The 18,622-nt window shown below is 60.9% G+C and carries 16 protein-coding genes and 1 tRNA gene; 5 read left to right on the top strand and 12 right to left on the bottom strand.

The window, feature by feature from the left end:
• Window positions 1-4: 4 nt before the first annotated feature.
• Entirely contained in the window at window positions 5-586 is a 582-nt protein-coding gene (locus E3O49_RS06925) for an FHA domain-containing protein FhaB/FipA (protein WP_134365176.1), read from the bottom strand.
• On the bottom strand, window positions 583-1,338 hold the full coding sequence (locus E3O49_RS06920) for an FhaA domain-containing protein (protein WP_134365177.1): 756 nt from the start codon (window positions 1,336-1,338) through the stop codon (window positions 583-585). Before E3O49_RS06920 ends, E3O49_RS06925 begins: the two co-directional genes overlap by 4 nt.
• 250 nt (window positions 1,339-1,588) lie before the next feature.
• Between E3O49_RS06920 and E3O49_RS06915 the strand changes: the two genes are divergently transcribed.
• Window positions 1,589-1,672: transfer RNA gene (locus tag E3O49_RS06915), tRNA-Leu, on the top strand.
• Window positions 1,673-1,916: 244 nt separating this feature from the next.
• On the opposite strand, the gene E3O49_RS06910 is transcribed toward E3O49_RS06915, so the two are convergent.
• Both E3O49_RS06910 and E3O49_RS06905 read right to left on the bottom strand, forming a co-directional pair.
• Window positions 1,917-3,677, bottom strand: coding sequence for a hypothetical protein (locus tag E3O49_RS06910; RefSeq protein ID WP_134451256.1), 1,761 nt, complete (start codon window positions 3,675-3,677; stop codon window positions 1,917-1,919).
• Window positions 3,674-4,597, bottom strand: a complete 924-nt coding sequence (locus tag E3O49_RS06905) for a site-specific integrase (RefSeq protein WP_134451255.1) — start codon at window positions 4,595-4,597, stop codon at window positions 3,674-3,676. Before E3O49_RS06905 ends, E3O49_RS06910 begins: the two co-directional genes overlap by 4 nt.
• A gap of 719 nt (window positions 4,598-5,316) precedes the next feature.
• Between E3O49_RS06905 and E3O49_RS06900 the strand changes: the two genes are divergently transcribed.
• Window positions 5,317-6,249, top strand: a complete 933-nt coding sequence (locus tag E3O49_RS06900) for an FRG domain-containing protein (protein WP_134451253.1) — start codon at window positions 5,317-5,319, stop codon at window positions 6,247-6,249.
• A gap of 557 nt (window positions 6,250-6,806) precedes the next feature.
• Here the strand turns inward: E3O49_RS06900 and E3O49_RS06895 are convergent.
• From E3O49_RS06895 to E3O49_RS06875, 5 genes are all read right to left on the bottom strand, one after another.
• A complete protein-coding gene (locus E3O49_RS06895; protein WP_160141046.1) occupies window positions 6,807-9,497 on the bottom strand; it encodes an N-6 DNA methylase in 2,691 nt (896 codons plus the stop codon).
• Between the two features lie 419 nt (window positions 9,498-9,916).
• The gene (locus tag E3O49_RS06890) at window positions 9,917-10,255 is read right to left on the bottom strand and encodes a hypothetical protein (protein WP_134451250.1); all 339 of its coding nucleotides are present in this window, start codon (window positions 10,253-10,255) and stop codon (window positions 9,917-9,919) included.
• Window positions 10,256-10,704: 449 nt separating this feature from the next.
• On the bottom strand, window positions 10,705-11,034 hold the full coding sequence (locus tag E3O49_RS06885; protein WP_134451248.1) for a hypothetical protein: 330 nt from the start codon (window positions 11,032-11,034) through the stop codon (window positions 10,705-10,707).
• Between the two features lie 47 nt (window positions 11,035-11,081).
• Window positions 11,082-11,327 carry a helix-turn-helix domain-containing protein gene (locus E3O49_RS06880; RefSeq protein ID WP_160141045.1) on the bottom strand — a complete coding sequence of 82 codons (246 nt, stop codon included), beginning with the start codon at window positions 11,325-11,327 and terminating at the stop codon, window positions 11,082-11,084.
• Between the two features lie 202 nt (window positions 11,328-11,529).
• Complete coding sequence (locus tag E3O49_RS06875) at window positions 11,530-12,360, bottom strand: site-specific integrase (protein ID WP_134451245.1); 831 nt, start codon at window positions 12,358-12,360, stop codon at window positions 11,530-11,532.
• 169 nt (window positions 12,361-12,529) lie between these two features.
• On the opposite strand from E3O49_RS06875, the gene E3O49_RS06870 reads away from it, so the two are divergent.
• Together E3O49_RS06870 and E3O49_RS06865 are read left to right on the top strand one after the other, a co-directional pair.
• Window positions 12,530-12,841 carry a hypothetical protein gene (locus tag E3O49_RS06870; RefSeq protein WP_134451243.1) on the top strand — a complete coding sequence of 104 codons (312 nt, stop codon included), beginning with the start codon at window positions 12,530-12,532 and terminating at the stop codon, window positions 12,839-12,841.
• Window positions 12,831-13,208: a hypothetical protein gene (locus tag E3O49_RS06865; RefSeq protein WP_134451241.1), complete on the top strand. Its 378-nt coding sequence runs from the start codon at window positions 12,831-12,833 to the stop codon at window positions 13,206-13,208. The genes E3O49_RS06870 and E3O49_RS06865 overlap by 11 nt, the downstream gene beginning before the upstream one ends.
• Window positions 13,209-13,562: 354 nt before the next feature.
• Here the strand turns inward: E3O49_RS06865 and E3O49_RS06860 are convergent, their stop codons facing one another.
• Both E3O49_RS06860 and E3O49_RS06855 read right to left on the bottom strand, forming a co-directional pair.
• The gene (locus E3O49_RS06860; protein ID WP_134451239.1) at window positions 13,563-14,408 is read right to left on the bottom strand and encodes a hypothetical protein; all 846 of its coding nucleotides are present in this window, start codon (window positions 14,406-14,408) and stop codon (window positions 13,563-13,565) included.
• A 263-nt stretch (window positions 14,409-14,671) separates the two neighbouring features.
• Window positions 14,672-15,379, bottom strand: a complete 708-nt coding sequence (locus E3O49_RS06855) for a GIY-YIG nuclease family protein (RefSeq protein WP_134451237.1) — start codon at window positions 15,377-15,379, stop codon at window positions 14,672-14,674.
• Window positions 15,380-15,970: 591 nt separating this feature from the next.
• Here E3O49_RS06855 and E3O49_RS06850 point away from each other — a divergent pair.
• A complete protein-coding gene (locus E3O49_RS06850; protein WP_134451235.1) occupies window positions 15,971-16,891 on the top strand; it encodes an AbiTii domain-containing protein in 921 nt (306 codons plus the stop codon).
• 304 nt (window positions 16,892-17,195) lie between these two features.
• On the opposite strand, the gene E3O49_RS06845 is transcribed toward E3O49_RS06850, so the two are convergent.
• Complete coding sequence (locus E3O49_RS06845; protein WP_134451233.1) at window positions 17,196-18,602, bottom strand: VanZ family protein; 1,407 nt, start codon at window positions 18,600-18,602, stop codon at window positions 17,196-17,198.
• Between the last annotated feature and the right edge of the window lie 20 nt (window positions 18,603-18,622).

The raw sequence follows: 18,622 nt of genomic DNA, 5'->3' as shown, positions 1-18,622 counted from the left end.
GGAGCTACCGCCGGAGCTCGAAGCTGGTCGCGCCGATTTTGACGGGGGTGTTCAGTGGCACGGGGGTCGGCACCGCGAGGCGATTGCCAGCGAGGAAGGTTCCGTTGGTGGAGTCGAGGTCCTGGATCATCCACTCGTCATGCCAGAGCATCAGGCGAGCGTGATGGGTGGACGTGTAGTCGTCACGGATGACGAGGCTGGAGTCGCCCGACCGGCCGATGGTGATCGATTCACCGGTCAACGGGAACTCGGTGCCGGCCTTCGGGCCTGACGTGATCACCAGGCGGGTCGCGTTCCTGGCGTTCGCGTTCTCCGGAGCGCCGCCGGCGGCCGGGCTCGGCCGGGCCGTGAACTGCTCCGTCTTCGCCGAGGCCGAGGCTGCCGGGACGGGGGGCTGGGTGAGGGAGACGGGCGCGGCACTCGGGAACGGGGCGGGCGGGGCGGTCGCGGCATCCGGCTGCATCTTGCGGGCCCGCTGGCCGAACAGGTCGCTGCGCAGGGCGTAGACGATGCCGAAGATGAAGAGCCACAGCAACAGCAGGAAGCCGAGGCGCAGCACGAGCAGGGTGAGTTCACTGACGCTCATGCGGAGGGCCCCCAGAATCCGCCCATGTCATGGCGGTCGCGGTCGCGGGCGGCATCACTGCGACGCTCGCTGACGGGTTCGCCGGCCGAGGCCTGGGCGATCACCCGGAAGATGATGCGGGTTCGCCCGATCGTGACGACGGAGTCGGGTTCGAGGATGGCCTGCGAGACGGGCGACCCGTTGAGCTGGGACCCGTTGGTGGAACCGAGGTCGCGCACCTGTGCACGGGTGCCGTCCCAGAGGATCTCGACGTGGCGGCGGGAGGTGCCCGAGTCGTCGACCGTGATGTCGGCGTCACTGCCGCGACCGATCACCGTGTGGGATTGGGTCAGGGGGTAGCGCTTGCCGTTGACCTCGACCACCGGGATCCAGGCCACGCCGCCCTTGACCGTGCTGGAGTCGATCTGCACCATGCCCTCGCTGAGGCCGCGGTCGTCGGACAGGCTGATCGAGACGCCGCCGGCGAACTGGTAGCGCTGCTCACGGCCGTGCTGCTGCACCAGGCCGGTGAGTTCGTCGATGAGCGTCTGGCCGAGGGCGGACATGCGCTGGAAGTCGGCGTGGCTCATGCGGACCGTGAAGCGATTGGGCGCGAGGATGCGGTCGCGGGACACGACAGCGGCCTTCGTGTCGAGTTCGCGGCGCAGCGCCGAGGTGATTTCCACCGGCTGCAGGCCCGACTTGAAGGTTTTGGCGAAAGCACCGTTGACGGCGCGCTCAAGGCCCTTTTCAAAACTATCCAGAATGCCCACAGGTCTCCCGATCCGATCCTTTCGGCTATGAGCATGTTACTTGTCTCAAGTGTTAACTCACCTGCCCGGCAACTGACGGCAGGAGTTGTCATCCTACGGGAGCGATCCTGTCTCGCCTTATCTCGGCCTGATCGCTCCCCTCCGGAAGTGGTGCCATCTCGGCTTCATCGTCTCCGTTTCCGGACCGGTTTCACGGCTCACGGCTCTCGAATGGCGAAGTGGTCCCGGAAATGCTAATCTTCAAAAGTTCGCGCGAGTGGCGGAATTGGCAGACGCGCTGGCTTCAGGTGCCAGTGTTCGAAAGGACGTGGGGGTTCAAGTCCCCCCTCGCGCACACAGGGTTGATTGCTAAATAGGTTGAAACTATTTGCGAAACCCAGTCGGACAAGAAAGGCCCCCGGGAAACCGGGGGCCTTTCGTCATTCTCGGGGCTGTCGATGCCTCTCAGTGCAGCCGGCCTCGCCCGTTTCGGTCTCTTAGGCACGCAAAAGCGCCCCAGCTGGCTCGAAGTGGTGTTTTCGAGCGTGCTGGAGCGCCTCTTGTTACGGGTGAAGGTGTTGGTGGGGTGCCGGCCTTGGCTAGGTCTTGGCGATTGGTGTCTGGAAGTCGTCCCAGGCAGCGACCCGTTTCTTGCGGTTCTTGCGCTTTCGTCGGATTTCGAGCTTCCGCGCTTGGCGGTCCGCTCGTTCGGCGTCGCTCTCGGGCTTGAGCATCTCGTCGCGGAACTTCTGCAGCTTCCGGAGGTTGCCGGCGACGATGAGGAAGCTCACGAGCAGGTACTGGGCGGTGGACCCGCGGATGCGGCGTCGGCTGGAGTCGCCAATGGCTTCGTGGGAGCTGTCCTTGAGGAAGCCGTTGGCGCCCTCGATGGTGTTGCGGTCGTGGGAGTAGATTTCCTGCCACTCGTTGCTGCCGTACTGGTAGTGCTGCGCCAGCTTTGCGCCGACCGCGAAGGGGATGGTGACGGAGGTGGCGTTCGTGCAGATTTTGTCCTGCTTGACGGGTGGGTTGTAGATGGTGGTGAGAGCGTCATCGACCTTCGTGCAGCCGTTGTCGACGAGGGGGCAGCTGACGGTGGCGCCGGGGCCGCGGGCGGGGCACATCATCGGGACCCGGCCTTTGGAGTCGGGCTTCTCCTTGGGGCGGAGCATGTACTGGCGGCGTTCGACGATGCGTTTGCGCCAAGTGGTCGCGTCGATTTCCTTGGCCCGGTACAGGACAGTGGCATTGACGAGGCCTTCTGGCATAGACGGGCAGTAGAGGGCGCCTTCGACCTGGATAGAACCGGCGAAGCCGTCCTTGACACCGAGCTGGTCGTCGCGGTAGTCGGTCACTACGGTGTAGCCAAGCTTACGGAGCGGCATTTGCAGGTCCTCGGACTTCGCGAGTGCGTAGTACCCACGGTCGCCGGTGGCGCGCCCGGCGGGATGGCCGCGTTCGGTGACGCTCTCGAAGATGTGACGAGCGGTGTGGATGAGCGCAGTTCCGGGGATGTTGAAGCCGATGCCAGCAATGAGGAGCGGGAAGCCAGGGAGGGTCTTGGGGTCGTGGTTGGTTTGTACGGCGATGGTCAGGTCCCAGCCGAAGACGGACTTCGCCGCTTTGCTGGAGTCGCCAGTTTCTTTGTGACTGCTGGTGCGTCGGTACCAGCCTGCGTCGAACTCGATGGCCGCGTGGGTCTTGGATCTGGGTGCGCCGCGTTTGCCGTACGCGGGGACGACGGTCGCGTCAACGCAGAGGTCTCCTTTCCATTGATCGCGCGCCGCCTCGGGTACAAGCTGCAGTGTGGCCTCGAGCAACGCGTTGCAGACCCAGTCCAGGCGCAGTTGCTTCCGCTGACTTACGGCCGCCTCGCGCAGCGAAAGAATCTCATCGACCTGGGCGTGGGTGGCAAACTTGCCGCGCGCACCCGGTTTCGGGTCGATGGTGTTCAATGCGCGGTGCAGGGCGCGCCAGAGGGGGAAGTACCACCCTTTCGCGGTTCTCCCCGTGCCCCACAGGTCGAGGAGTCTCAGGGACTTGCCGCTGAGTCGGTCAGAGGCGATGGTCGCCATCTCCTTGACGAACAGAGAGCTGTATTCAGTGCTCAGCAGGAGCAAGAGCACGAGGACTGTTCGGGTGCTGGCGATGCGCCGCCGACCTCCGGGTGCGGTCTTGACGCGGTCCTCTGCCTGCCAGGCGTCGATTTGCTCGGCGACGTTGGAATCGTCAATGAGCTTTCCGATGAATTCGACTTGGCTATGAACGATACGGCTGGAGTTGCCGGTGAATCCATGCTTTGGCAGGGTCTTCCGGAGTTGGTCCATGACCGTGGATGACGCCGGCGCTAGAGTCGTCATCGGTTCAACTCCCCGCGGAAGAACGTGCGGAGTTCAGAGGGCTCTGCCTCTTTCACGTACGGCGCGAGGCGTTCGAACGTGGAGAACGTCTTGACTCCGAGCGCCTGGGCGAGGGCGACGATGGGCGTCCTCGCATCGAGGTGGCCGACAATCCACGTAGAGCGTAGTCGCTCCACGGTGGGGAATTCGCTGCCCTTTGACGTGCTGTTGAGGAACTTCTTCACATACGCGACGGCGTCGTTTGGACGCACGTCCTTCACGAAGAGGTAGTCCACGACCAGGGGGCCGGCAAGGAGCTGCCGGATGTTGGCTTCCCAGTCGGCGAGGCACACGACCGTTCGCGGGCTGGCACCCCTCACTGTGACGGTGACGCCGAGTTCGGTGGTGCTCAGGTCCTCGGCTTTGACCTGGAGGATTTCCGCGGTCGTCAAAGCGCAGCCCGCGGCGAGGGAGAGCAGCACTAGCCAGTTGTGTCGGCGCAGCGCGGTCGAACGTGTTGCGGCCTGGCTTCGGAAGCGCACCAGGGCGGCAGGGGAATAGGGCGCGAAGGGATTCGGGCGGGGCTTCTTGCCTGCGTCACGGCGGGCGGGGTCGAAGGTTTGAAGTTCACCGGCGATGCGGAGCAGGCGCAGGCGTTCAGCACGGGCGACGACAGGGGTCAAATGTTTCATCTGGCGCGCGGCGAACATCTCAATGTGCCGACCGCTGAAGACTATTTCGCGTTCCAGAGGCAGGCAGGCTGTCTCCGTCGTCCAGACAGCCAGACGGGATACGACAGTCATGGCTTTGCTGGCTTCGGCGGTGGTGGTGGGCGCGAAGTCTGTGACTGCGGCCCGCGTGAAGGTCGCAACCTCGTTCCAGAGCCGCTTGGGAATCATTGGAGTGAAATCCTGTAGGGTCCGGGCGACGTCAGCGCCCATTTGCGGATTACTATAATCACCATGAGTTCCGTCGCCAAGAGTCAGCGTTGCAGGTGTCATACGCCGGCCCCCGCTCCGTCTACGCTCGTCCTATGTCCCGGCCCCATCGACCCGCCCCACGCGAACTCGCGGACGGTTGGCCCGAAATGCCCTCGGTAGACCCCGTGGGAGAGGTTGCGCGTCAGTTCGCCCTCAACGTTCAGGCCGCCATCGGCGACCGAAGCATCCGGGCTGCGTCCCTGGATGTTGGCGTGGACCCCTCGACAATGCTTTCCGTTCTTCGTGGCCGGTCCTGGCCGGACCTCGCGACCATCGCCAAGCTTGAGAGTGGATTCGGCGTCGACCTTTGGCCCGGGCGCCTGAATCGGTAACTGCAGGCGAGTCTCATAGGCTCGCCGGCCCCTACTTGTGGACGTCGCGGCGCCTTCAACGAGCCGGGCGGCAGGAGCTGGTGTGCTGAGCGAATAAAGTTTCATCGCCAGCATCTATGCGCACGCGTGAGACGAGATGGCGCACGTCAGAAGAAAAAGCTGGTCATAGCCGAATATCAACCACGACTACGCTCGGCGGATCCACTCATTGAGTCGCAACCGAGCGACCGAATGAACTGCAAGAGTTCGAGATAGAACCGACCGAGGCAATTGTGGGAGAGCGGCTTGTAGTCTCTGGACGTAGGCCTAGCAGTCTCAATGCGGGGCACTCAACAAGATAGGTAACGGATGCCTCGTGACGTTGGCTGGATCTGGAAGACCACCGGCTGGTATGTGGAGCCCCCGACGTCCAGAGATGTAATGTCGGTGCTCGGCTCGATTGGCGTATTCAGTTCCGACCAAAGGTTCGCCTGGAGGGGAATGTCCAGCGCCGACTACCCGCTTTGGTCTTCTCTGCATCGAGAGCTGGGCTCCAACTCCACTGAAGCGGATGTTCGCGCGGCAGAGACCCAACTCCTCTGGGAAGCCAGGAAATGGGGACTGGGGACGCAACCGACCGGTCACGTAGATGATCTACAGCTGCTCTCTGACCTGCAGCACTACGGAATCGCGACTCGCCTTATGGATTTCACGAACAATCCAATGACTGCTCTTTGGTTCGCGTGCCAAAACCCGACACAGGGCTCAATCTCAAGAAGCGGACTGCTCCTAGCCCTGAATATCACTGGCTGGCCGAAGTACTCAACGCTTGCGAGCCCGCAGGGTGTGACGTGGGGCCAACTTGAGAATCCAATGGGGACACGACTTCAGAACGCCCTCCGGGTCAACGCGCCCTTTGTCGTGGAATCCTCAAACCCAAATGACCGTCTCCGAGCTCAGGAGGGATTCTTCGTCGCCGGAAAAGTCCCCGTCAAGGATGCCGGACTGCCAATCGGCACGTCGGGCATTCGACTTGAACACGTAACACCGTTCTTGGGCCTAAACGTTGCACACGCGTACGGAAATCCGGAATTGCTTGACACGAAACTGAAGGCGGAACGTCGCCGTGGTGCGCCAGGGGCGCTCCCGTTCGTAGCCGTAGTCATCAAGGCGCGACTGAAGCAGAAGCTCCTTCAGTACCTCGAAAACACATACAACCGCTCCGCCAGCGTGCTCTTCCCTGACTACGCCGGCTTCCAAGAATTTGGCCGCGAGGTGAGGAGTCGAGGAGCCGTTGTCTGACGGCCAAACCAATGCCCACGTCTTGAGCCAATCGAAACCTGAACCTCAAGAGACTTGGTCCGGAGTGTCAGCGTGAGGTTAGCCAAGCATCGAAGGTTGCGAGGAACGTGTCCAGTTCACCCTGAGTGGCAAGTGTGCACTTTAGCTCCCCAACTCCATGGTGCCCACGCCCCGTCAAATCTTGGACCTTGAAGGACCCCTCGTACTCTGCGGGATTCAAGGGCATGACCACAATTAGCTTTCGTGAGTGGCGCATGACACTGGCGAAAACCTGTGAACGTTCGCCCGAAGCGAGCGTAGATGACCCTTCGCGGCGGTAACCCAAATACGTGGAGCGACGGACGTAGTGCAATCCAGGGTTGCGTAACCGGAGCGAAAGATCCAGGCGATTGAAAAGGAGGATCAACTCGTCTGAGGCCCCCGGGAGAATCTCCTGTTCGAGTTCCTTCGGAACTCCACCAAGGTGGAGAACGCGCCTCAGTGAATCACTGGCATTTTCGCCTCGGATGCTTCCGGATTCCTCAAGGAAACGCAGGACGTCGGGGTCCATATTGGTGTTACCGAGGAGGACGGAACGCCGCGATGATGTTTTGAGCAGCTTCGCCGCCCAACAACAGCTCGTTCTCGGCGATGGCCTTAGCTGCCGTGCGAAGTTCGTCGACCTGCCGTTCAGCTCTGTTCGCCTTGTCCAACGCTCTCGATATTCTTGTTTGAGTTTCCTCGTCAGGAATGGGCAGCTTCAGAGTGCGGAGGATGTTCCATTTCACCCTCGTGCGCCCAATGCCCGTTGAGAGCAGCAACATATCTGCTCGAGTTTGGGGGGCGCGAAGGAGGGTCCAAATTACGGAGGCCGACAATCCTGGCTTCGCGCGGCACACTGTGTATTCGGAGGTCACCACGCATCCTTCTAGCTCTATGGGGACCACGCCAACCGCCCCGTGGATTGCGTTGATGTGGCTGAAGATTATGTCCCCGGCCTCAACCCGCGTCAACTTCTGTGCTGCTACATCACTTGTCTGAATCTCCTCGCCGGCCTCGCAGAATCCGTCATACCGTACCCGAAGGTATGTAACGAGCTCGTCGTCGACCTTAGTGTCAATGATTCGGTCGCTGGCGTGGCCTGAGGCAGCAAGCTCAAGGAGATCATCGACTTCCTTTACTTCGAATCCAGCGGCAACCCAGTCGGGAACTCGATTTCCAGATTCTGGCAAACAAGCCTTGACGTCCATTCGATCCGCGATGGCCTTCGCGGGCACGCGCCAGGCATCGGCTACCGGATCGCCTGATTGGAAGCTCCGATAGAGCGAGACCGCAGTTTGGATCTCCTCGGTCGCCCTCTTACGGTTTTCAGCATCGATGGGAAGGATCCGCTGGCGGGGCGCATCATCTACGCCGACAACCGTGCAGTAGTACATGAAGACATCGGGTTGCTTCTCGGACGGCGCTAGCTTCTTTTCCAGGACAAGAATGGACGTCTTGACCCGAGCCTGCGACCTCTGAAAAGCGTCGCCGGGGAGTGACACAACCGCCTTGACGATCCAATGCTCGCGAATCCATCGCCGGACACGTGCATTCGCTGGCGCGCCGAGAATTCCATCATCCAGCACTGTAACCAGGCGACCACCAGGGGCGAGTAGTTCGTAGTATCGCTCAAGGAACATCACCATGGAGCTCAGAGACGGGATGGGTCGTTTCGCGCCGCCTGTTGTGTCAAAGGACAACGCGTACTCGTCGAGCAGGCGCGCCTCATTGGGCTGCTTTCGGTCGTATTCCTTTGCAAAAGGTGGGTTCGTGAGCGCTACGTCCGCGATACCCCGGGGGCCATCTCCAGTATCAGCCCAGCCCTCGGCTACTCGCTGGCGGAATTCGTTCTTCTCCTGGGCGATTTCGATACTGTCATTGCTCGATACTGTCACGCTCTTGTCGAGCGAATCGAGCTGAAAAATGCTCGTGCCGCCGTCTCCGTGCAGGTACATGTTGATTCGCGCTATGCGTGCGAGCGCGGGGTCTCGAGCAACGTCAATTCCGATGATGGATTGCTCGGCAACTTGACGCTTCAGTTGCTCTTTCTTGACGTCGGATAGCGAGGCGTTCGATTCAATCTTGGCCCACATGTCGGACAGCGCTTCAATCAGGAAGCCACCAGTTCCTGAGCATGCATCAATGACACGGTCGATGCGGTCGGGGCCGGCTTGGAGCTGAGCAAGGCCTGTGGCGAGTTTCACGACACTACGTGGTGTGAAGAATTGGCCGAGGTCCTTTCCTCGCAAAGTCGAGTTTAGGAAAGTCTCGAACATCCGGCCGTTGAGGTCCGCGTCGATACTGATGAGATCGACAGATTCGAGACGGCCAACAAGCACCTTGAGAGTCTCCGGTGACAGTTCCAACTTCTCGTCTTTGCCAAAGATGCGCTTCTTACGATTTTGCGCGATTTCTAGTTCGAATTCCTTCACCAAATTGCGAAAAAGTACCGCGTCCAAGGGGCTTGTTGTTTCATGTTCGCGAGACTCTATCCATGCACGTGAGAATTTCACTTCGCCGGCGGGGACGCTGATGGCGTCGTTTGGTTCTTCACGAATGTTTGCGCTGTTGTGCGCGGTTCTGTCGGAATGAAGCTTCAAGAAGATGACCTTCACGAACTCCATGAACGCGGCAGTGTAGCTGAGGCTTTCGCGAGTGTAGATGATCTTGTGTGCCCAGGCGAAGTCAGCATTCAGTTCGGCAACTGAATGGCGCGTTAGCTTGTGGCGCGAGGGTCCCGCGACTTCGGGGACAGGATTGAAGCTGGTGGGGGCCAGCAGCTCACGGATCTCTTGGAACTTCAGATTCCCGTCGGTGAAGTCTCGATAGGAGGCTTCGATGAGGTACTCATCACTGTCCCAACGGTATACACGAGTGGTGACGCCGTTCGTGAGCATGTAGAACTCAACGGGATTGTCAGATGCTGCGCGATTCAATGCAAAGCAGTAACCCGAGCTCTGATTCGTCCATTTGCCGAGGTCCTCGTCGACGCTCTTGGCCTCGCAAATCCACCTGACCCGACCGTTGGCAACAATTGCATAGTCGGGTCGCCACTTCTCACCTTTGCGCCCCTTGGAGACAGTCAGTTCGTCGAGGGTCGCTTTGGGTTTGATTTGGGCATCGTTGTATCCAAGGTCAGTCAGTAGCCGGTTTACGAAGAACTGCTCAACGCTGGCCTCACTACTCAGGTCTGCCAAGGATCCAAATTTATTCACTGATGCCGTCATGCCGAAGTCCTCATGATTTGACGGTATCATCAAAGCGTCTTGTGAAGCGCCTGCAGAATCTGGGTGCGCGCGATGATGTGCGAACACAAGGGATAGGGCGTCAGGGTGGATCGTGTAGTGGGGCATAACCCCTCTATGCGCGGTCGCGTCAAGAGCAGAATTTGTTCCAGGGTGGAGTGGCTGCAGGCCCGTTGACGAGGCACCCTATTGCGCCTTTCGCTCGGGCAGTTCGGTTTCTCTACTAACGGCGGCCGCGGGCTATCCTCCTCGTCGGCGACGCCGGCCCAAGGCCACGAAGAGTCCTGGCTATGGCGCCGGAAGTGGAAGCGAATGCTCACAGCGGCACTCGCGTTTGTCGTCAAACACGGCGGCGCGCGGCAGAACGAGAATCAGTGGAGCCAAGTTGAAAGGGCGTCTCGTTAGAGAACGTCCTCGTCCGCCAGCCTCAATGTAAACCAATCGAGGTCGTTGGGGAACAAGAGTAGGCGGCCAGAAGTCCTCGCCTGGCGCAAAGGACCGTAGTAGAGGAACGCGGCTCCTTGCAGATCCTCGGCATCGTCGATGCCTTTGGCCTCCATCAATTCTGCGAGGAATTCAGGCGCCACCCTCAGCGACGGAGCGCGGCGCCATCCCAGGTTGAACCAGGCTCCGGTCTCGTCCTCATTTACATACCGGATTGTGCCCCAGTAGAGACGGCGGCGGCCGCTGTGCTTCTCTTCGACGTCGGTCGACGCGACGCAAAGGGACGCGATACTCATTCTCGTGTTGTCCGGGAGCACAATCATCGCGCGGTTGGAAGCAAAATCAGGTTCGCGAACGAGGCGACGCAGGAGGGTAGTTAGGCCGAGGTTGCTGCGCGCCGCACGTGTCCCTCCAAGGCCGGTGTAGCGCCGCGCGCTCCCCTCGTGTGGCTGGCCTCCTGGTGCGTGTGTAGCGTGGGGGACCGCTCGGACCCGTGCAGGCTGAAGCAGTAGCTCGTCGCCGCGATTGTATGCCGGCTCCTCCGTGGGGAGGTGCCCGCTTCCTCGGTCGTCGGTCAGAGCGGCTGTCAATTCGCAGCCGTCGCCGTGGGGCCTGGCCCCGAAGCACGCTACACGCCCGTTGCGCGCGCGACGGATGAAGTATGCGGGCTTCGAACAGGATGTGCATGAAAGGGAGTCCCGATAGCTCGCCCTATCCCCAGCGGGAAAGTCGGCGAAGTCGGACGCTAGAACGACTGAGCCGGTGGCTCCGCAGAAGGCTTCATACATGGCGCAACGATATCGTGACGAGAGTTGACGTGCGCCACGAACTCCCCAATCCCCTCGAGTACCTCTGGCGGCAGGGGTTGGGCATTGATTTGATGGGCCGCCAGGGCCGCAAAGTCGAACCAGAACTCATCGAACGGCAGCAAAGTCGAAAACATCATCCGTGTCCGCACCCCCTTGTCCTGGTCATAGGAGTTGCCGACAACGGGAAACAGCGTTACTTCCCAGATTCGTGAGTGCGCACCGCAGCGACGCAATCGAATTTCCCACAGGGCCACATAGATACTCATGCCCCACCTATGCGCGGTTGTTCTGAGGCCCGCCGCGTTGCCGTTTTTCAGTCACGGCCTTCCGATGTGTCGCCGAGAGTGTACGAGACGCTGATGGTGATGCCGAGAGCGTTCAGGGCCCGGAACAGTCGGGTGATGTAGAGGTTGGGTTTGCCGTTCTCGAGTTCTTGAAGGTAGTTGCGTGAGAACGCGAGGGTGTCGGCCAGCTCCTCTTGGCGGATGCCACGAGACGCGCGGACTGCCTTGATAACGGCACCCAGGTCGCGGAATCGCCTGATGGTCACCGTGTACATGTCGAGGCTCTCTCCGTTTCCCTTGTGACGGCCACTCCGCCCAATGCAAGCATATCCGTGCATTCATGCATGCATGGATATGCGTGCACTATTTGGACTTGTGTGTCCCGAGGTAAGCCCACTGTCCCCTTCAGGATTCGTGCAGACAAAACACACTAAAACTGACTAAATGGGCACTCAGGAATCGTTCAGCCCGTTCTTCTCACGCCTCTCGCAGTCGGGCCCTGACCTCGCCGTCATCGACTTCGCGCACGAACCGCACGTAGCGAGTCATCGCCTCCAGAGACTCGATGCCAGCGGCCTGCATCAGCGGGACCACCGGCGTGGCGGCGTCGAGGTGCCGAACTATCCAGGTTGCGCGCAGCCGTTGCGACTTTGGTTTAACGCCGACAACTTGGCTTCGGTCGATGAAGTTGGCGATGAGGTTCGGGTAGTTCGCGGCGTGGTTCTCTCGGAAGGCGAACCGGTCCGGCCCCAGAGTGCGGGTTCGGTCGGCCAGAACCTGCTCCCACTCGCGCAGAACGGGAACTACACGCGGGCGCTCGCCCGTGACGACCAGGAGCACGCCGTTGCCATCAACTCGGATGTCGCCCACGCGCAGCTCTCCAATTTCGGATGCCGCCAGACCAGCGCCGGCGCCGGTTGCGAGGAGCACCCAGGCGTTCGCGCGACGTGCAGGGGTTGACTGGGTGGATGCCCAGCTGCGGAGGGAAGCCAGCTCAGCGCGCGAGTAGGGGGCCGCGGGCTCTGACGGCTCCAACGGAGCGAGACGCCGGGGCACGTCGCGCGGGTCCAGGAGCACCTCTGACATCCTCAGGAGCTGGCTCCGTAAGTTCCCCCGGGATGCGGGCTTCAACGTTAGGCAGCCGACCGCGATGAACCGCGCGACCACGTCCCTCCGGAAGACCACGCCTCGCTCGAGCGGCAGGCCCGCTGTCTGCCAGGTCCAGGACGCGATTCGGGACGCTGCGACCTTCAGCTCGGCGGCAGTGTACGGAGTGCTGGCCGTCGAATCGGCGACCGCTTCGAGCACGAAGGTCCTCACTTCGTGCCAAACGGCTATTTCGAGATTCGGTTCGTAGTCGGTACCGGCCACCGCGGCTCCAAGTCGTTGAATGCGTATTAGTATATTCACGAATTGCACCGGAAGGTGGAGCCTGGCGGCTGTCCATGACCTAGACGACAAGGAGGATCAGCGAAGAATGACTCAAGAACAGGAAGGCACCGTCTTGGTGGGTGACGAGGGCGGTGTCTGGCGCGTCGTCACGCAGGGCAGCTCGCACATCCTCGACTTGGATGCCATGACGGTCACTCGGATCCCCGGCCCGGGGCGCCCAGCCAGCTTCAATGACGTAGAGAGGCCGCTTCGCACCCTTGAGGCATGCCGAGTGGGGGAGGCCGGACGGTGGACGATGACCTCCGACGATGAGATGGTCGATTTTTACTGGCACATCACCAGCCGGATCCGCCGGATTGAGCCGGTTGCGCCGTCCGGTGATAGCCATGAGCGTTGAATCGGTCTGGCGGGAAATTCACGCAACCTGGGGGCTGCTCACTTCCGACGAAGTTCTACGCGTTCTCGGCCTGGCGCAGGCCGACAGCACCCGGGTCTCGGTGATGAGAGCAGATGGGGTGCTTCTCGCGGTCAAACCTGGGGACGTGTACGTGTATCCCGGCTTCCAGTTCGAATCTGGACAGGTCAAACCCGTAATTGCCGACCTAGTTGACCTCGCGCGCGACGTGAGCTGGGCACAGGATGACCTTGCCATCTGGCTCTGTTCCCCCTCCGGCTACTTCAGGGGTGAACGGCCGGTGGAACACCTAGACCAACCCGACGAGCTCCTGAAGAAGGCTCGCGACGCCGCGACCGTTGAATGGTGACGAGACGTTGGAATAGTTGTCAAGACGATGGTGCAAGCGCAGCTAAGGAGGGCCGGCCGCTGCCCGCTCGGAGGACCGGAACTGGCGGATCGGCGGCTCTTGCATGGCCGGGCTGCGCTGCAGGGTCAATGTCCGCCCCGTCCGGCCGCGCGCCGAACCCTACCCGCTATGTACGGGAGTGCCAGAGAGCACAGCGTCACCCCCCCCAAGAACTTCTTGAGCACTCTCAACTCGCTAGCCGGCCGCGGGTAGGCGAGAGTTCGACCGTCTCATGTGCGCCAAATCACATCGTCTCATGCCGACGGGAGATCCTGGTGAAGTCATCTATCCGGGTCCGCAGGCGATTCTGAAAAGTCATTTTTGGTCCGCCTCTGACCGTCCCAGCTCCACGAGGAGGTCATTCCGTTTGGTTATGTACTCAGTGAGGCGTTGATTCGCCAGCCCCGTCAGCGCGGCACCGTAAGTCCATCGGTGCCGGACGGGGCCACGCCCTCGCGCGACGGGCAACCAAGAGGTGAGACCCGCTAACAGGACGGCTCCCACGACAGCCCAGCCCGGAACCGCCATCTCCTGTGCTCCTGTTGTCGCGAGCTGGATCCCAAGCCAGATGAAGAAGCCGGCATACCCCAGGACGCCGAGCCACGACGCAATCGCCGACCCGCGAGAAGTTCGTCCTACTAGCAGCCCGTATGTGAAGAGCAGGAGCAGGCTGACCGCGATGAGGCTCAAGATTGAGTAGACGGCGCTGAACGTGACCCAGGGCCCTAGGTCCAGACCGAGGGCGCGGAGGATGCCGAGGAGTGCCGTCGGCAAAATGCATAGTGCAATAGTCGTCGCTGAGAGGGACCACCAGGCCGAGCTCGGTTTGATGCTGGGGCGCAGCTTGTCTTGCGCCGTCTGGGCAGCTCGAATCTCTTGCTCTGCGAACCGTGCTCGTTCGCTTCGCGTCCCGAACACGAAGGCTCCCGTACCAGCCCCGAGCAGGATCAGCGTCCCACCGACCACAATGATGCCGAACAAGCGTGGGGTTTGGGCTGGGTCATCAAAACAGGCAACGATTGAAAGAATGATGAAAACGAGCATTGTGCCCGAAAGGAACTGCGCGCCTATCCCCAATGTGTTGCGCGTGCGAGTTGATGGCGCAATGCCGAGACCGGTGAGCGACTGGCCTATCAAGGCCCCGTAGAAGGCAAGTATCACTCCTAGGAGTGAGGTCAGGACCCAAGGCGCATCGTCCATCGCGGCCCTTCCGATTTGCACAAGTCCAGGCCCGGGTGGCTTCGCGCTCCAATCCAGGCTTCCTCCATTCGAAACCCCGGCCAGAAAGATTAGGCCGAAAAAAGCAATGGTGCCGATTTCGACTGTCGGCCGGATGAGGGGCCGTACGTTGGTCCCGGTGTCCCGTACAGCCGGCAAACTCGTGGACGCCTCACGTGGAGGAGCATAGGGTGCGCTTCGCTTCCTCAATTTGGGGCCTGAGACCATCCCGAACGAATGTCCGTGCTGTAGCCCAGGTTTTGCAGGCTGTAGCCGTCCCAGTCGAAAGTCTTGCCTTGGTGTCCGCCGACGTCGCCCGATGACGGGTCGACGAGTTCAATGGCCTTTCCGACGACGTCCCATTCAGCGACGGGCTTGGTCTCCCAGATTCCGAGTACCCGCCGTGGCTTCACATCACTGGTCGAGATTGCGACGAGTTGTCGGATGTCGTCGCCGCGTTCAACGACACTCCTGATTCGCCACCACTTTCGACAACGCTCCGCTGCGACGGCATCGGGAGTAACGCCACTGACGACGTCCCTGACCTCGTCGATTTTCATGGGTGAGACTTTGACGATTATCGACTTGCGAAGGTCCCGGTAGTTGAGCGAGCCCTCTCGCTGAGCGACCAAGGGCACGAGGTCAGAAGTGCCTTTCATCCCCGAACGATTCGTCAGCGCCACACCGTGGGCCCCGGCGTCGGCCAACACGCGAATCAATAGGGACTCAGCGAGCTCGGCGTCATGGCGAGAGTCAAAGGGAATCGGGGTGATTCTGACATCGCTGGAGAACGCTAGTGCTTCGTTGTAGTCATCGTTGTGCGTTTCGTAAGGCCGCTGACGGCTCCCGATTCCGACGTAGCTGACGCGTCCCTGCGCGTCATAGAGCACGTAGACATAGGCGTTTTCGGCCATGATTCCCCCAAGTTTTCCGGCCGGACAGACTGCCTCCGCCGCACCAGTTCGCCTCCGCAAAACCGCCGCGAGAGACCCCAACAACTATCATCGTCCTCAGAGACGGGTGTTCGAGCCAACCGTGTAATCGTGCAGCCCGCCAAGCCAAGACCACTGGTGCTCCCGTCGGGGTCGGATACTCTCGCGAGATGGAAGACGAACTTGATTTCCTCACCCCTCCAAACTGCCCATCCTGCCTGCGGCCGACGGCGGCCGTTGTGGGGGCTTGGTATTGCGCGGATTGCGGCGTCCGGGTGCGCCCGGAGAAGCCTTGTGAAAGCCGGAGGATAGCCCGGTAGGACGGCAGTGTTCTTGCAGGCCCACCCTGCCTGATACCAACGGTGCACTCCTGGCAAGCAAGGTGCGACTGGTTACGGCCACTCTCCCGGTCCCGGTCACTCACCGGGCTGGCCTCGGCATACCCGAACAGGATGGCCGCACTTGGCCGGACTGATACTGGCTGGGACGAGGCCATTCACCAGGCCCGAGGGGTACCGGGCGGCCGACCGGGAAGTCGCGCCTGATGTCGCAGGTCATTGGGACAATCGGAGGATGACCCTCCTCAACCAAATCATCGACGGTGCATCTGACGGTTGCACGGCAACCAGCGACCTCCTGCGGAAGATTCAAGTTCTCGCCCATCGCCTTGATTCCGTCGAGCTCAAGAACTGGGTCAGCCATGAGCTCAACGGCTATCCGGTGGAGGGTGTGGTGCCACTGCCCCTGTACCGGGGACCGCTTTCGTCTCCTGTACGGGGCACCTATGCCGGCCCAGGCGGTGCCCGGCTAGTGCACGTCATTTCGGAGCAAGGTGTCCCCGAGGGTGCGGTTGAAGTTCTATTCCGTGCGAGCTTGACCCAACCGTTGGCTGAATTGGAGCGCTTAGCCAGCCAGGACGACGACGCCGGAGTCGAGTGGTCGCCCCGAGCGATAGGCCACTGGAACAAGTGGGAGGACGAAGAGCTTGTGCCCTCATTCCCCTGGATGAACCTGTTCAGCGCTGTAAAAGTCCTGCCCCGAAGCGTGGTTCTCGGCGTTATCGATTCAATTCGCAACAAGGCGCTTGAACTCGCACTTGAACTTCAGGCCGAATTCCCAAGCGCAGGCACGGAAGGAGGGCCAACGGTCGCTGATTTAGAGGTCGCGAATACGGTCTGGACCGTGACCAACATCATCTACGGCAATGGAAATAGCATTGGCCATGGCGAAGGTTTCAACCAGAGTGTTCGTGTCGGTGCCGGAGACTTGCCAGCTTTCGTTGCCGCAGTGACTGAATTGGGCTTGGGAATCAAGGACGTTGAGGAACTCGCTGAGATAGTTTCATCCGTGGCTTCGCCCGAACGGGTGAGCCGGCTCAGGCAATTTGGGGAGAGAATCGCGGATGGTGCTGTGGCCCTCACAGGAAATGTCGCCGCGAATGTCGTTGCGACACAGCTGTTGCAGGCAGCTCGTCAGTACCTCAACCTCATTTGAGCGGGCTTCAAATATGTGGACCATTTCAATCCGGTTGTTGCCACTAGCTGTGACGGCGTAGGGGCACCGCGATAGGTTGAGGAGCACGCACGGCATCACGAATGCGCGAGCGAGAGGAGACCCACTAACATGCTCGACCTCATGACACCCGCCGGCGGGTCTTTTTCGTTGTGGTCTTGCACCCAGGCCGGAGTCGCCTGCCTGTAACCATGATCTCAGGTCACGCTACACCTGGTGGTTTTTGGTCGCTGTGGGAAGACGGGATAGGTCTTCAGCACGGCCTGGAACCAAAAACGGCTGTAGCTCATCGTCTCGCGTCGATGTTTGATTCCCAATCAAGAGTCTGGCCCCCACCGGATGTGTATTCCGCGCTGACCTGCCATGTAGGTATGAGGTAGCCCGTGTCCTCATTGAACCAGAACGACGCCTGTAGATCCGATATCTCTGCTGTCCCGGGGCCTCCGTCCAGCCCGACCTCCGCGGCGATCCGCAGGGAGGCCTGAGGAGAAATCGTGCTGACGCGCTCATACAGCGCGTTGTAGGTGCGCCTATCGGAGACCTCAACAACGGAGCCATTCGCACCAATGGTGACGGTGACGTTGCCCCAAACCATTTGGCCCTTCGTCTGCACGCGTTGCCTGAAGACGAGATGCCTGTAGGGGTCACCCCACCCGTCAGCCAACCCCACATACGCCAAGGTGTCGGGGTCGACGTGAAGGGCGCGAAGCGCGACGTGGGCGTGGTCGACGGCAAGGGGCTCCTCTGGAATGAGGTCCACGTTCGGGGCCCTTGAATCCCCGTAGTCGTAGGCGATACTCCACCGGTTGAAAGCATCTACGAACAGCCGTTTGGAAGTACCGGTCGCACATGTCCATGTTTCGTCCGCGAACGAGCAGCTGTCTGAGGATCCTGTATACCCGCGCAGGCGCGCCAGGAGGGCTGTGGTTGATTCGAGCTGCACATTTCGGTAGATCGCGCTCTCGCCGCCGTCGGGCGATACGGGTCCGGACGTGTCAACCTCCGTGGGCAGTATCTGCCCGTAGTACACGTGGCCAACTGGGTCCAGGTTGTTCTTTGCCACCACAGCAATAAACGGTGCACACGCGAGTGCGAGAGTTGAGATTGCAGCGATGAGTCGTTCAGGTCGTTGCCTCACGGCGAGTGTCGGGTGCGTCGCGTGTCGCCGACGGTAGCCTGCGGCGGCTTGCACGAGCACGTTGAGCGAATATCCGACGACAACGCCCACAGAATTGGCAAGGACGTCGTCGATGTCCGCGCTTCTCCCCGTTGTCATTTGGGATAGTTCCGTGGCCACCGTCAGCGCCAAGCCGACCAACAGAATCGGCGTGAAGCGGTGGAATCTTCGCGACGATACCACCGGGAGTAGAAATCCAAGTGGCGCGGTAATCACGACGTTGAGGCCAACTTGCGCAAGGCTCTCGGCGTTCTCGATGCCGTAGTTCCAGGCAATGTAGAACGACCGAAGAGGTATTAGATTAAACAGTTTGCCCAGACCATTGCCGAATTGCATGAATTGGGTCACGAACAGGAACAGGGACGCCCAGGCCACTAGCGCGTACTCGGCGACCAGAACATGCAACCGCGGACGTGGCCGCAGTCTCCTCAGCCCAAAATAGACAAGCCCATAAATGATGGCGGCCGCGCCGGCGGCAGCAGGCAAGTGCGTTAGAACTCCGAGCACATCAGACATTTCATCCCATCGTTGACACA

Source organism: Cryobacterium shii (genome assembly GCF_004402595.1).
In the GTDB taxonomy this organism is placed as follows: Bacteria; Actinomycetota; Actinomycetes; order Actinomycetales; family Microbacteriaceae; genus Cryobacterium; species Cryobacterium shii.
This window is presented reverse-complemented; position numbering and strand designations above follow the sequence as displayed.

What these genes read in the sequence shown, in the direction of transcription:
- E3O49_RS06910 (WP_134451256.1), bottom strand. Translation starts at nt 3,677, where the DNA reads ATGACGACTCTAGCGCCGGCGTCATCCACGGTCATGGACCAACTCCGG.
- E3O49_RS06845 (WP_134451233.1), bottom strand. Translation starts at nt 18,602, where the DNA reads ATGTCTGATGTGCTCGGAGTTCTAACGCACTTGCCTGCTGCCGCCGGC.
- E3O49_RS06865 (WP_134451241.1), top strand. Translation starts at nt 12,831, where the DNA reads ATGAGCGTTGAATCGGTCTGGCGGGAAATTCACGCAACCTGGGGGCTG.
- E3O49_RS06885 (WP_134451248.1), bottom strand. Translation starts at nt 11,034, where the DNA reads ATGAGTATCTATGTGGCCCTGTGGGAAATTCGATTGCGTCGCTGCGGT.
- E3O49_RS06890 (WP_134451250.1), bottom strand. Translation starts at nt 10,255, where the DNA reads ATGAGTATCGCGTCCCTTTGCGTCGCGTCGACCGACGTCGAAGAGAAG.
- E3O49_RS06900 (WP_134451253.1), top strand. Translation starts at nt 5,317, where the DNA reads ATGCCTCGTGACGTTGGCTGGATCTGGAAGACCACCGGCTGGTATGTG.
- E3O49_RS06855 (WP_134451237.1), bottom strand. Translation starts at nt 15,379, where the DNA reads ATGGCCGAAAACGCCTATGTCTACGTGCTCTATGACGCGCAGGGACGC.
- E3O49_RS06850 (WP_134451235.1), top strand. Translation starts at nt 15,971, where the DNA reads ATGACCCTCCTCAACCAAATCATCGACGGTGCATCTGACGGTTGCACG.
- E3O49_RS06880 (WP_160141045.1), bottom strand. Translation starts at nt 11,327, where the DNA reads ATGTACACGGTGACCATCAGGCGATTCCGCGACCTGGGTGCCGTTATC.
- E3O49_RS06870 (WP_134451243.1), top strand. Translation starts at nt 12,530, where the DNA reads ATGACTCAAGAACAGGAAGGCACCGTCTTGGTGGGTGACGAGGGCGGT.
- E3O49_RS06895 (WP_160141046.1), bottom strand. Translation starts at nt 9,497, where the DNA reads ATGACGGCATCAGTGAATAAATTTGGATCCTTGGCAGACCTGAGTAGT.
- E3O49_RS06925 (WP_134365176.1), bottom strand. Translation starts at nt 586, where the DNA reads ATGAGCGTCAGTGAACTCACCCTGCTCGTGCTGCGCCTCGGCTTCCTG.
- E3O49_RS06905 (WP_134451255.1), bottom strand. Translation starts at nt 4,597, where the DNA reads ATGGGCGCTGACGTCGCCCGGACCCTACAGGATTTCACTCCAATGATT.